The sequence below is a fragment of the Runella aurantiaca genome, assembly GCF_003339505.1.
Lineage (GTDB): Bacteria > Bacteroidota > Bacteroidia > Cytophagales > Spirosomataceae > Runella > Runella aurantiaca.
Genome location: NZ_QPIW01000024.1, coordinates 1 through 13,379, shown reverse-complemented (window position 1 = coordinate 13,379; position 13,379 = coordinate 1). Strand labels below are relative to the sequence as shown.

General features: G+C 45.8%; 9 protein-coding genes. 5 read left to right on the top strand and 4 right to left on the bottom strand.

The window, feature by feature from the left end; translation table 11 throughout:
- Positions 1-70: 70 nt before the first annotated feature.
- The 3 genes from DVG78_RS22280 to DVG78_RS22270 form a co-directional block, all read right to left on the bottom strand.
- The gene (locus DVG78_RS22280; RefSeq protein ID WP_114463246.1) at positions 71-1,324 is read right to left on the bottom strand and encodes an MFS transporter; all 1,254 of its coding nucleotides are present in this window, start codon (positions 1,322-1,324) and stop codon (positions 71-73) included.
- A gap of 120 nt (positions 1,325-1,444) precedes the next feature.
- The gene (locus DVG78_RS22275; protein ID WP_114463245.1) at positions 1,445-2,293 is read right to left on the bottom strand and encodes an ROK family protein; all 849 of its coding nucleotides are present in this window, start codon (positions 2,291-2,293) and stop codon (positions 1,445-1,447) included.
- Positions 2,294-2,466: 173 nt separating this feature from the next.
- Positions 2,467-5,046, bottom strand: coding sequence for a family 20 glycosylhydrolase (locus DVG78_RS22270; protein WP_114463244.1), 2,580 nt, complete (start codon positions 5,044-5,046; stop codon positions 2,467-2,469).
- 101 nt (positions 5,047-5,147) lie between these two features.
- Here DVG78_RS22270 and DVG78_RS22265 point away from each other — a divergent pair, with 101 nt between their 5' ends.
- The 4 genes from DVG78_RS22265 to DVG78_RS22250 all read left to right on the top strand — a co-directional run bounded on the left by DVG78_RS22265 (position 5,148) and on the right by DVG78_RS22250 (position 11,491).
- Positions 5,148-6,245 (top strand): acyltransferase family protein, encoded by a 1,098-nt coding sequence (locus DVG78_RS22265; RefSeq protein WP_114463243.1) that lies wholly within the window; start codon positions 5,148-5,150, stop codon positions 6,243-6,245.
- A gap of 122 nt (positions 6,246-6,367) precedes the next feature.
- The gene (locus DVG78_RS22260; protein ID WP_114463321.1) at positions 6,368-7,315 is read left to right on the top strand and encodes a metallophosphoesterase family protein; all 948 of its coding nucleotides are present in this window, start codon (positions 6,368-6,370) and stop codon (positions 7,313-7,315) included.
- A gap of 33 nt (positions 7,316-7,348) precedes the next feature.
- Entirely contained in the window at positions 7,349-9,760 is a 2,412-nt protein-coding gene (locus DVG78_RS22255) for a hypothetical protein (RefSeq protein WP_114463242.1), read from the top strand.
- 177 nt (positions 9,761-9,937) lie between these two features.
- Positions 9,938-11,491, top strand: coding sequence for a calcineurin-like phosphoesterase C-terminal domain-containing protein (locus DVG78_RS22250; RefSeq protein ID WP_114463241.1), 1,554 nt, complete (start codon positions 9,938-9,940; stop codon positions 11,489-11,491).
- A gap of 53 nt (positions 11,492-11,544) precedes the next feature.
- Here the strand turns inward: DVG78_RS22250 and DVG78_RS22245 are convergent, their stop codons facing one another.
- Positions 11,545-11,811, bottom strand: a complete 267-nt coding sequence (locus DVG78_RS22245) for a hypothetical protein (RefSeq protein WP_147277145.1) — start codon at positions 11,809-11,811, stop codon at positions 11,545-11,547.
- Positions 11,812-12,852: 1,041 nt separating this feature from the next.
- On the opposite strand from DVG78_RS22245, the gene DVG78_RS22235 reads away from it, so the two are divergent.
- A complete protein-coding gene (locus DVG78_RS22235; RefSeq protein WP_147277144.1) occupies positions 12,853-13,236 on the top strand; it encodes a hypothetical protein in 384 nt (127 codons plus the stop codon).
- Positions 13,237-13,379: the final 143 nt, after the last annotated feature.

Genomic DNA, 13,379 nt, shown 5'->3' with positions numbered 1-13,379 from the left:
TCTGGAAGGAGCATTTTATCATTTGTTAATCGTCGGTTTTGAGAAACCTCCTGCACAAACGCTCATAGCCTTACGAAAAAAGCTCTTTCCAACTTTTGACAGTGGCATTGGTCACGAGGGGTTTGGCCCAGAGACCGATGCTCAAAATGTACCCTAAGGTAATCATCAAAAACAACATTGCCAAGCGTAAACCGACCAATTCGGCCAATCCGCCGATAATGAGCGGCACCACCGCGCCACCCGCAATGCCTGAGCAAAGAATTCCCGAAAATGTACCGTGGTGATACGGCACGGAGTTGAGCGCCAACGACACAATGATGGACCACATGACCGATGCACAAAATCCACTTAGCGGAAACGCATACAACGCCGCTTGAACGGGCCCAAACAGACCCACCAACACCGAAACAATGGCGCCCACGGTGAATAAAATCAATACACGACGGCTATCGAAGATTTTGAGTAACACCAACCCTAAAATGCAACCAATGGTGAGTAATCCCCAAAAATAAGAAATGACCGACGCGCCTTCGGTAGCGGGGTCGATGTTGTGGTAGGTTTGGAGAAACTTGGAAGTCCAGTTGGCAATACCCTGCTCGGTGCCTACATAACAGAAAATACCGATAAAAAATAGGAATACATAACGGTTTTTGAGCAGGTCTTTGAAGGCATTTTCGGTATCAATTTTTTCATCTTCCTTAAGTTCCACTTCGGGGAATCTAACGAATCGAACCACGACCACCATCAGAAAAGCCACCACCGCAAACACCCAGTACAGCGATACCCATTTCAGGTCGATGGGCACAATTTGATTGAGCGTGTTGATGACAGCATTGGAGGTTGTACCAGCGTGTACGTTTAAGACCAAATAACTGTACAACATCGGACTCAAAAACGAAGCACCCCCGAAAAAAAGCTGCGCCATTACCGAATTAAAGGCAAAATTGGCCTCACCACCCGCCACCCGCAGCAAAGGATTAATCACCACTTGCAACATTGCCATGCCAATACCAATGATGAACAGTGAAACCAATGCCACCGTAAATGTAGGCATCAAGGCAAACAGTAATGCACCCCCAAACGCCATCATAAAAGCCCACAAGAGCACCTTTTTCTCCCGGTATTTTTCAACCAAAATCCCCGAAGGAATGGAAGCCACTCCGTACGCCACAAAAAAAGCAAATGGTAAAAAACCCGCAAGTCCAATACTCAGATCAAAACCAGAAACGATGTCGGGGATGATGGGCCCCAGAATGTTGCTAAGAAAGGAAATAACGAAGAATATCAGAAAAATCAGAATAACAATAAAGGTGTTGCTTTTCATGGAATTGGGTTTGCGAGCTTTAATTTTGCCACTAAGAACACAAAATAATAAAAGGAAATGTAGATTTCTTTGGGAAACTTTGTGTAGCTCTTCGGGTTTTTGGTGGTTAATGTGGATATATTAAACTTTCACCTTCAAATCTTGAGCAACCAACGCAGCGGCTCCCAACATTGAAATATCATCATCTTGAGATTGAAGCAATTTGAGGCGCTTGAGCGACTGCGGATAGGCAAAATCGTTGAGCGTTTCCAACATTCCCGCCTTAAATAAAGGATAGGCTTTGGAAATCGACCCACCCAATACAATGGCTTCGGGGTCAAATACATACATGGCGGCCTTGATGGCACACCCAATATGTACCCCAAATTCCGACCACATGTTGATGGCCTTTTTGTTACCATTAAGTGCCGCTTGGCTTGCTTCTAGGGCTGTAGTGCCGTGGATAGAATCGAAGAAATTGCTACAAGCGTAGTATTCAAGGTTATGGTCGCGATAAGGAAGCAGTCCTATTTCTCCCGCCCCGCAATTGTGCCCTACATATAGCTGATTATCAATAATTAACCCTGAACCCAACCCAGTGCCGATGGTCATTCCCACGACCGAACTATAATTTTTAGCAACTCCGAAACGGTGCTCTCCAAGGGTGAAACAATTGACGTCGTTGTTGACAAATACTGGCAGGTTGAACTCTTCTTCCAAAATATCCCGCAAGGCCACTTTTTCCCACGAGGGAATATTCGCAACGTTATACACGATGCCGCGTTCGACATCCACCACCGACGGCACCCCAATGCCAATGCTGGTGGCGGGATAGTCGGTCAGGGGTTTGATAAGATTAATTAATTGGGTTAAAGTAGCCGATAACGAGTCCTTTTGTTGAAGGAATATGGTGTTCTGCCGAATAATCGAACCGTTTGTTTCGACGCCCGCCTTTATTTTTGTTCCTCCTAAATCTACACCTATTTTCATGTTCACTCTTTTTTAATCGTTTTCTTTTTTTCATTCCTGCGGCAGGGTATATCCTACCGCTAGTTACCTATTTATTTACTGTATAGTTGTGGACTGTTGAAGCAATACCGACCCTCGGAATTTTGGACAGTAAATTCCGTTTACTGATGATTATTTCGTGTTTATTCACTTAATCAATTCACAATCACGGTCCGGCTTCCTTTGCCAGAGGCATCAAAACTTTTCAGCTTCAGGGTACCGCTTACTTTTATGGGACTTTTATATTCTGCTGATTTTTGGGTGGGCTCGCTGCCGTCGGTAGTGTACCGAATCGTTAATCCCGGAAAGGCTACGTTGGCCTTCAGGGTGCCGTTTTCAATGAAAGCTCCCGGTAACGGTACGCGGTAATTGTACCCGCCGTTGAGATAACTTAATCGCGGCAACTCTTTTTGGGCCAACGTATTTACAAACACATTCCAGCCCGTTTGAATGACTTTTTCACGCGTCGTTTTATCGGCGATATTCTCCCACGGGCGCTCGGCACTCCAGGCACTTTCGGCAAATCCCATCAGTTTGGGTAAGGTATAATACTCCATCATGTCGCGGCCTTTGACGGTTTCGCTCCAGAGCTGACATTCTACGCCAATGATGTTTTTGCGGGCTTCGGGTTTGAGGCGTTCCACTTTATCAAACACCATGGGTTTGCCCATGGCGGTGGTGTAGTTGGTTTTGAACATATCGTAGGGCGCAAAGGTGTAATTGTCGCGCGTGTCTACAAACCCCGCCCAATAGAGGCCCGGCTCTTTGGGGTCGTTGTTATAAGCCAAATCAAAATAGAAATTGGTCACGTTGCAGAGCACCACAGGGTAGCCCGCATTGGCAATTCTGTACCCCATGTCGGGGTCATACACGTTGTTCCAAACGTAAGGAATGACATTTTTACCCGCAAACTCAGGGTTGACTTTCAACCTACCTTCTTTGTCTTTAATCATCGAAACTTCCTCCCACCCGTGTATCTGAAGGTTACGTTTTTGGAGTCTTGGCAACAATCGACGAATGAAATACGGGTGTAGGTTGTATTCATTGCCAATACTTGGGTCTTTTTTGAGAAGTTCCTGTGCCAAAGGGGATTGGGTCCAAGCGCCTGCGGCAACTTCATCACCACCGATGTGAAAAAGGTCGAGCGTTAGCCCCGCTTCCTTGTACATTTTGATGATTTCATCGGTGACTTTTTCGTAAAAATGATACGTAGACTCCCGCGTTACATCCACCACGTTGTCTTTATAGCCCTGCGCCGACAGGTACACCGATTTATCATCGGGGTCAATGAGGCGATATTCGTTGGCTTCTTTTTCTTTGCCCTCCTTCATCAACCGCTCGTAGCGCGCCTCCATGGCTTTGATAGCGGCATGGGCGTGTCCGGGCAGATTTACTTCAGGGATAATTTTGATGTGCCGTGCAGCGGCGTATTTTAGGATTTCAATAAAATCTGCTTTGGTATAAAAACCGCTACCGTGTTTGCCTTTTTCGTATGCCACTGGCCCAGAACCATAGCCGGGGTGCAGGGCGGCATTTTTGTACGAAGAAATGTGTTGACGTTGCGCACCTACCTGTGTTAATTCTGGCAAACCTTCAATCTCCAATCGCCAGCCTTCATCTTCGGTAGTGTACAATAAAAAGTGGTTGAGTTTATAAAACGCCAGTACATCCAACAGTCGCAAAAGGGTTTCTTTGGTTTGGAAATTGCGGCTCACGTCGAGCTGCATACTGCGAAAATGAAAACGTGGAGCATCTTCGATTTGAACGTAATCCAAACCGATCGAAGTCGTTTTTTGAACAAACGCTTGGGTCGGAATCAGCGCCGCCAAACTCTGTGTACCATAAAAAACCCCCGCCGCGTCGTTGCCGACGATGGAAATACCTTTGTCGCTAATGTTTAATTGGTAGGCTTCTTTGCTGATGCTGTTGACAGCGATTTTGCCCGTTTGTAGTGAAATCGTGTTGGCAGCTGGGGCAGCATTTTTTATCGCAAAATCGCTACCAGTCAATTCTTTAAGACGTTGGGCGAGCAATTTGGCTTCGCTTTCCAGTCCGTTTTGGTAATGAATGGGCGTGGAGGCGGTCAAAGTAAAGGTTCCTTTGCCGGGCGTTACTTTCACGGGCGTAGGAATCACCTTCAACAATTGGTCGGCGCTTACTGGACTGACGCCCAAATTCTCTTTGTATTGCTGCTCATGGGTCAAAATCGGGTCTTCATCGTTGCTTCCGCGTAGCAATTGCTCTTGTTTGGTGAAGGGCACCACGGTGCAGGGGTCAAGTTGTACGATTTGTGTCTCTTTTCCTGCTTTATCATAGAATACAAAATACAAGCCCAAAGGCGCGTCGGTTTCTTTCACGATACCTTCCGTTCCACGATAGCTCACCGTCAGCGAGTCGCCGGGGGCTAGACGAAAGCCTTTGTTGGGCGTCATTTTGTACCAATCGCCGTTGATGTGTTCGAGGGTGGCGGGCTGGGGAGTCGGATGCCCCGTCAGCGGGCGCGGAGCCATGTTGAAAAATAAAGCCCAATCACGGTCATTTAACGTGAGCGTTCCGTTGTTTTTTAGGTAAAATTTGGCTTCAAAGGTGTCTTTCGGCCCCACAAAATTACTGACCAATTCCCACGAAATAGCCACCTTGCCAGCTTGGTCAAACTCACCGCTTTGGGTTGATTTACAGCTGATAATCGCAAGAATTGTTGTAAAGAGGAACGCACTATGTAAAATATTACGCATAATTTGCGGGGTTAAATAGCCCTAATAATACTGTGGCACGTATTAAAAATACCATTCAGGTTTGAAGTAATTTTTAACATTGACTTAATCCCTTCCTTTTGATGCTACCACAAACCAACCGACTCATTTCGCTAGACGCGCTGAGAGGGTTTACCATTGCGGCCATGCTTATGGTCAATTTTCCAGGCAGCGAGGAGCATGTCTTTTTTACCCTGCGTCATACCAAATGGAACGGCCTTTCTTTTACCGATTTGGTAGCGCCTTTTTTTCTCTTTGTGGTGGGGGTTTCGATTGTTTTTGCGTATTCCAAACGCAAGCAGGACGGCAGTCCGAAGGGAGAGCTTTACAAAAAAATCGTTATTCGCTCGCTGAAGATATTTGCGGTGGGAATGTTTTTGAATCTGATGCCCAACTTTGATTTCAGCGATATTCGTTGGACGGGTACGTTGCACCGCATTGCGTTCGTATTTTTGGGGTGCGCAGTTTTGTTTTTGAATACGAATTGGCAACAACAGGCCTGGATTGGGGGCCTCATACTGGTCGTCTATTGGCTGGCGTTGACGCTGATTCCTACGCCCAGCGTGGGGCAAGTGATGCTAGAACCCGGCATAAATCTGGTGGCGTGGTTTGATAGTAAATTTCTGCCTGGCAAAATGTGGCAGGGCACGTGGGACCCCGAAAGTATCCTGAGTACGTTTCCGTCTATCGTGTCGGGCATAACTGGAATGCTGGCGGGGCGGTTGTTGCAAAGCAATTTTACGCCCAACGAAAAAGTTAATTACCTCATGACGGCGGGCGTGTTTTCGGCGGCGTTGGGGTATTTTTTGGGCTTGGGTTTTCCAGTCAATGAAAACCTTTGGACGAGTTCGTTTGTCCTCGTGACGTCGGGTTTTGCGGCCTTGCTTCTGGGGGCTTTATATTTTATGGTCGATATTTTAGGAAAAACCAAAGGTACCCAACCCGGAATTATCTTTGGCGCAAACGCCATTGCGGTGTATGTATTGGGAGATGTGTTAGCACTCGTTTTTTACGGGGCAAAATTCGGCGAGCATTCGCTCAATGAACACGTAGTCAATGGTTTAATCAATACGGGCGTTGCGCCCAATTTGGCCAGTTTGTTGTACGCGCTGTTTTTTGTTTCGGTCAATTTTATCCCCGCGTATTTTCTTTATCGAAAAAAGATATTTATCAAATTGTAAAATGTTAAAATCCGCACAAATTCGCGTTGCCAGCATCGGCGTTATCCGCGTTCTGACTTTATAATGGAACACGGATGACGCGAATTTTCAAGCGCGAATTGACACGGATAAATTGTAAAATCATGAGAAAGCTTTCTACTGCCTGCTTCATTTTCAGCCTCTTGTTTTCCACCATTTCTTTGGCTCAAAAAATAAAAAAGGTAAAGTTTGGACTGTTTACGGACGTTCACGTACCGACCATGCACGATGCCAAAGAGCGCCTCACGGCTTTTATGGACAGCATGAAGACCGCCAAGCCCGATTTTATCATCGAACTCGGTGATTTCGGTACGCCCGCGCCCAAGTATGCCTACGGATTTGAAATTTGGAAGTCGTACGCTGGTCCAAAATATCAGGTCATCGGCAACCACGAAATGGACGGAGGGTTTTCTCTACCGCAGGCATTGGCCTACCGTGGTATGTCCTCTTCGTATTATTCATTCCAACAAAACGGTTTTAATTTTATCGTACTGGACGGAAACGACAAAAAAACGCCCGACGTAAAAGGCTATCAGCAATACATCGGAGAGAAGCAATTGGCGTGGTTGAAAGAAGAATTAGCGAAAGCCAAAACGCCCATCGTTATTTTCTCGCACCAAGGATTAGGAAAAGACGGTGTTGACAATTCGGCTGATATTCGGGCCATGCTAGAAGCGCACAATGCGAAGGCCAAAAAGAATAAAATTATTGCCAATTTCTACGGACACATTCACTACGACCGCGCCGACAATATCAATGGCATTTGGTATGTCTGTATCAATTCGATGTCGTACAAATGGCTGGGAGAAGAATATGGACACGTGCGGTACAGCGAGCAGATTGATAAAGATTTTAAATGGATAAAATACACTGCTCCTTACAAAGACCCGCTTTATACTGTGATTGAAATCTCTACAAAAGGAACAATTTCTATTGCTGGGAAAAAATCGGAATGGGTGGGCCCCGCTCCCGAAAAAGTGGGTTTCCCCGTGCAAAACAGCGAATATGAAGTACCCGAAATCAGGGCCCGAATGCTGAAATTTAAACCGTAGGGGTTGATTATTTATTTTTCTATCTATCTGATTATGAATAAAATACTATTTGCTTTTTTGTTATTGTTCGGAATTCCAGGTTTTGCCCAAACCATTGATATTTCTGAGGCACGAATCTATACTTCCATTTCTGATAAACAGGTGTTGCGGCGAAGTATTGAGATATTACAACAAGAAGTAAAAAAACGCAGCCGCTTGGATTGGCCCCTTTTGAATAAACTCCCGTCGGATGGGAAACCCTACGTGGGCATTGCGTTGGAAAGTGATTTGTCAGCGTTTCCGACCAAAGTACGTGACGAGATTCGCAAACTGCCCGCCATCGCCGCCGAAGGGTTTAAGTTGTTGGTGATGCCCGACACCAAAGCAATTTTTATTGTGGGCAAAGACGCCCGCGGAATTTTGTACGGCGTGGGCCGGCTCTTGCGGAAAATGGAAATGAGTCATACGTTGGTTACCGTTCCGACTACGCTGGCGTTGGCTACGAGTCCTAAGTACACCGTTCGCGGGCATCAGTTGGGCTACCGCCCCAAAACCAACGCTTACGATGCCTTTACGGTGGAGCAGTTTGACCAATACATTCGAGAATTAGCACTTTTTGGGGCCAACAGCATCGAAATTCTGCCACCCCGCACCGACGACGACGCAACGAGTCGGCACATGAAACTGCCCGCCATCAAGATGATTGCGGAGCAAGCCCGGATTTGTAAAGAATACGGCTTGGACGTCTGGATGTGGTATCCCAACATGGGCTCCAACTACACGCACCCCGATTCTATCCAAAAAGAATTGAAAGAGCGGCACGAGATTTTTTCTACGGTTTCTCAACTCGACAATGTGTTTGTGCCAGGCGGTGACCCCGGCGACTTAGAGCCCGACGTGATGTTTGCCTGGCTGGGTAAAATGGCCGTTGTGTTGAAAAAATATCACCCTAAAGCCAAAATATGGGTATCGCCGCAGGTATTTCGACCCACCAAAAAATGGTTTGATGCGTTTTATTCGCACGTCAATCGTAACTATCCGTGGTTTGGGGGCGTGGTGTTTGGCCCTTGGGTTAAAATGCCCGTGGCCGAGATTCGTAAAGTGATAAATCCTGCGATTCCGATTCGTCATTATCCCGATATTACCCATAATTACAGCGCGCAATACCCCGTTCCGCACTGGGATTTGGCCTACGCCATGACGCTCGGGCGGGAGAGCATCAATCCGCGTCCGCACGATGAAAAAATGATTCATAATGCCTTGGATGAATATGGCGTGGGGAGCATTAGCTACTCAGAAGGCACCAACGACGACGTCAACAAATTTGTGTGGAGCGATCAGGACTGGAATCCAGACATGCCCGTCATTGAAACACTGCGTGACTACGCCCGCCTGTTTTTTGGGCCTGAATATCAAGAACCTATTGCACAGGGGTTGGTGGCGTTGGAAAACAATTTAAAAGGATCCCTGATGACCAACGAGTCGGTGTCTCGAACGTTGATGCAATGGCAGACGATGGAAAACAACGCCTCACCCGAACTGTTGCAAAATCCTCGCTTCCAGATGGGGCTGATTCGGGCGTATTACGATGCCTACACGCGCCGCCGCTTGATGTACGAGACCGAAGTGGAGCAGGAAGCCAAAGATATTTTGGGACGAGTGCGATCTGGCAGTTCATTGGCCACGATTCAGCGGGCAAAAACGGCGTTGGAAAAAGCTTGGCAATGGCCTATCCTGCCCGATTACCGCCGCAAGTGCTTTGCATTGGCGGATTCGTTGTATAGAAGTATCGGGGCACAGTTGACGATTTCCAAGCACGGGGCTATGTCGGGGCGCGGCAATTTTGTGGATAATATCGACATCCCGCTCAATGATGCACCCTACCTTTTAGACCAATTATCAAAGATTGAAAAGTTGGGTAATGAGACCGAACGATTGCAGAAAATTGACCAGTTGCTTCGCCGTACTGATCCTGGACTCGGTGGTTTTTACGATCATTTTGGTTCTCCCGAAAGCTGGCACCGCGTGGTGTCGGAGGTGTCTTGGGAAAAAGACCCCGGCAGTTTGAAATCTCCCCGCATTGGATTTGGGGTAGGTTTGGTGGGTGAAGAATGGGTGGACGAAATCAAAGCCACGGGTTTTAAAGGACAGGTCACGCCGCGTGTTTGGATGAAGCAAGCCAAAACGCTTTATGACCAACCGCTAAAAATCGCTTATGATGAATTAGACCCGCAGTCGTCGTACCGAATGAAGATTTCGTACACGGGGCGTTTTCGCTCACGCATGAAACTCACCACCGACGACGGTTCCGTTATCCACGATTTTCTTCAAACGGGCGAGCAGCCGATTTTTGAATTTGACGTTCCCCAAAAAGCCACCGCCGACGGCAAAGTAACGTTTATTTGGAATTGCGGCGAAGGAGAACGGGGTTCGCAAGTGACAGAGATTTGGTTGATGAAGAAATAACGTACAAGCTTTGTCATCTTGGCAGTTCGCCAGCAAAAGAACCTATGGTGCGCAGAGAATAGGTTGTTGTTAGCGTTCAGTTTGTTTTTATACAGGAAATAATAAAGAACCACTAAAAGCAGAAAGTTAGATTTTTACAAAATGACAAATATGCTTTTAAACCCATTTTAAATTAGTATGAAGCAGGTAGTGTGCAGCATTTTTCTACTCGTAGGTTGGCAATCCTTCGCCCAAACCACCGCCAATGGCACGGTCTACCACGACCTCAACAAAAACAGTCGAAAAGATAGGGGCGAGCCGGGCATTGCCAACGTGTGCGTTTCCAACGGGAAGGAAGTGGTAAAGACCGATAAAAACGGTAAATGGACACTGCCTTTGGGCGATGATACGGGCTTTTTTGTGGTTAAACCCGCCGAGTATGCCGTTCCACTGACGAGCGACAACTTGCCGAAACATTATTATTTGCATAAACCCAACGGCTCGCCCTCTACCAAGTCGGAGGGAGTAGCGTCGACGGGAGCGCTGCCTGTTTCCATTGATTTTCCATTGTGGAAGCAGAAGTCAGAAACGCAATTTTCGGTGCTGTTGTACAGCGACACGCAAACGAGGGGCGTGACGGAGGTCAATTACGTAACGCGCGACGTGGTCGAAGAATGCATCGGAACAAAGGCGCGCTTTGGCATTTCATTGGGCGATATTGTGGCCGATGACCCTAACCTTTTTGCGGAAATCAACGGCAGCATCGGGCAAATCGGTGTGCCTTGGTACAACATTTTCGGGAATCATGATTTTAACCGTGGAGCTTCCAATGACCAGTTCAGTGATGAAACGTTCGAGCGTTTTTATGGCCCAAGTACCTACGCTTTTGAAGAAGGCCAAGTGGCATTTATCGGTCTCAAAAACGTGCATTTCGGCCCCGACGGGAAGTACAAAGGCCATTTTACGGAAGCGCAGATTACGTTTGTTAAAAATTACCTTGCCCACGTTCCCAACGACAAATTGGTCGTTTTGCTGATGCACATTCCGATTGTGATTTGCGATAACCGAAAGGAAATCTTCCAGCTCATCGAAAAACGCCCGCACACGTTTTCGACGTCGGGGCATACGCACACCATGATTAATTTTTGGGTAGATGAAAAATACGGCTGGACCAACGCGACCCCGCATCATCATTTTGTCAATGCCACGATTTCGGGAAGTTGGTGGTGCGGCCTGAAAGATGAAACGGGTATTCCGCACGCAACAATGAACGACGGGACGCCCAACGGCTATTCTATTTTGACGTTTGACGGCAATAAATATTCCATTCGCTTCAAAGCGGCTCGTCGGCCAGACAACTATCAAATGAATATTTATTGGCCCGATGAACTTACCAAGGCAGAACTAGACACCACGCAGTTGCGGGTCAATGTTTTTGCCGGCTCAGCTCGCTCCAAGGTAGAATTTCAATTGGCGGATCAAACGAATTGGACTCCTTTGGCGCTCACTCCTCAGCGCGACCCCGGAAATATGCTTATGTTTCAACAAAGTGCCTATTTGGAAGCAACCGTCAACGACACCAAATTGGATAAAATCTTTGGCTGGAGCATGGATAAGCCCAGTGTGTCTACGCATATTTGGCAGGGAAAATTACCGACAGATTTACCGCCCGGTACGCACCGACTGACTGTTCGCACGACTGATGCCTTCGGCAAAACCTATGCTTCGCATCGGATTTTTAGGGTACGATAAAAATAGAAAAGGGGGAAATTCCGTAGAATCTCCCCCTTTTCTATGAACCATCATTAGCGACTTGGGCTATCATTAGGTCGTTTTTGCTCCTCACGGAGCTCACGATCAGCATCGCTTTCTCCGCTGCGTTGCTGGTGGTGTTGACTTTGGTCGCGCTGTTGCGTCTGCCCACCTTGTTGTCTTTGTTCCTGCTGTTTAGTGCCGGAGTCCTGACGTTGGGTTTGGCCTTGTCCCTGTTGCGACTTGTCACCTTGTTGTTGAGGGTTGTTGCGTTGCTCAGAATCTCGGTTCTGATTTCCGCTTTTTTGGTTGTTTTCCATTTTAACGAAAAGATGGTTTGTTAAAAAAATGGTTTTTGATTTTAACAAAGAGAAAGATTCTTTTCCATGTGTAAGACATTCCGCTCTTCCATTTCGCCGCTCTTTCTCTTTGTTCATTTTCAGAGATTGTCTCTCTGGCTCTATTTATCAAAATAACCATACCATGCCCTTTGGGAGGGTTTTAGGCTTCTTTTCGAGGTGAAAGTTTCACAGTGTGGGGCTATTATTGGCCAATGATGGGGCAACAATTGTGTTTAAGAGATTATTTATTATATTTTTTCAATAATCAAGACAATATTCGGGTAACTGGCATCTGTTCCTAGCATGGGCAGCCCACCGTTTTTCATAGATGGGTTATCTCGATAGCCTGGGCAAGATTCCCCTATTGGTATTTTGGAAATGTAATTATACCAATTCAATTGTGTTGACCGCTAAATACCCTTCCCTTATTTTAAGGAATAAGAATCTTGTCAACCCATTAAAAAACTGGGCACTGGTTAAGGGGAAAAACCAACGAATGAAATAATTATGATTTTTTTGAAAAAAGCCACAACAGGTGATGCTCATATTTTAAAGTATACTGAAGAAAAAATGATGGAAGTAGCTCATTTATTGACAATTTTAAAACCAATAAATGAGTTACTTCCTTTCTCTCTGCCTTGTTATTGATCTTATAAAGCCTGGGACGCAGAATCCAATAGCCAGTCCTTCTCCCCTAACCCCATGCTTTAGCGTGGGGAGTAAATAAGCGCCCAAAACACCTTCTTAACCAAGAAAAAGACTCCAATCCACGGGTGGAAGGTTATGACGATACTGTTACGAAATTTGGCTTCTTGCCGAGGGTGGTGAAAACACCACCCTCTTTTAAAGTCGTTGTTGCTGTTATCACCGCACGGGCGGCTCCGCAACAACCCTCTCTCAACCATCTTCCAATTTGTCAGAAAATCAAAATCTTTCCGTGGCATTGATGACAGTTTCTGGTGATAATATAAATTGAAAATCAGGTTGTCGGTGATAACAAACGGCGTAAAATTGAAAAAAATGGAAATCTATCAAGTAAAAACAAATTTAGATTATCAATGGGTATTGCCCCAAATTGAGGAAAGTAAATTATTAAATCTAATAACTTTTGACTGCTACCCAAAAGTAGAATCTTGGCCTAATATTGATTGGTATATTTATAATCCAAAAAGAAAAAAAGGTAACTTTTTCGAGATAGGTCATAGCGGTGCTTTAGTATTTGATGAGACCGTTTTCAACAGTGACTTATATTCATTGATTGAAATGGCAGGAGAAGTATTGACGATAAAGCTGGAGGATAATACTAATTTGTATGTTTTAAATGTGTTAAAATGCATTAATTCTCTTAATCAAAAAAAACAAAATGGCAGTTGTATGAAGATGGCTCGAAAGCAAGAATATTAGATTATAGTTTTCATACTACTGTACCCGAAGATAATTGCTATGTAAAACAAAAAGGCTGAATTTTGAAGCGACCAAGCATCAAACCAGCCTTTAAGAATGAAAAAAATCATTAGGGACGAAGTTATTAAATTGCTTCAAAAAAT

Excerpts from the sequence above, each read along its gene's own strand:
- DVG78_RS22280 (WP_114463246.1), bottom strand. The coding sequence starts at position 1,324 with ATGAAAAGCAACACCTTTATTGTTATTCTGATTTTTCTGATATTCTTC.
- DVG78_RS22275 (WP_114463245.1), bottom strand. The coding sequence starts at position 2,293 with ATGAAAATAGGTGTAGATTTAGGAGGAACAAAAATAAAGGCGGGCGTC.
- DVG78_RS22270 (WP_114463244.1), bottom strand. The coding sequence starts at position 5,046 with ATGCGTAATATTTTACATAGTGCGTTCCTCTTTACAACAATTCTTGCG.
- DVG78_RS22265 (WP_114463243.1), top strand. The coding sequence starts at position 5,148 with ATGCTACCACAAACCAACCGACTCATTTCGCTAGACGCGCTGAGAGGG.
- DVG78_RS22260 (WP_114463321.1), top strand. The coding sequence starts at position 6,368 with ATGAGAAAGCTTTCTACTGCCTGCTTCATTTTCAGCCTCTTGTTTTCC.
- DVG78_RS22255 (WP_114463242.1), top strand. The coding sequence starts at position 7,349 with ATGAATAAAATACTATTTGCTTTTTTGTTATTGTTCGGAATTCCAGGT.
- DVG78_RS22250 (WP_114463241.1), top strand. The coding sequence starts at position 9,938 with ATGAAGCAGGTAGTGTGCAGCATTTTTCTACTCGTAGGTTGGCAATCC.
- DVG78_RS22245 (WP_147277145.1), bottom strand. The coding sequence starts at position 11,811 with ATGGAAAACAACCAAAAAAGCGGAAATCAGAACCGAGATTCTGAGCAA.
- DVG78_RS22235 (WP_147277144.1), top strand. The coding sequence starts at position 12,853 with ATGGAAATCTATCAAGTAAAAACAAATTTAGATTATCAATGGGTATTG.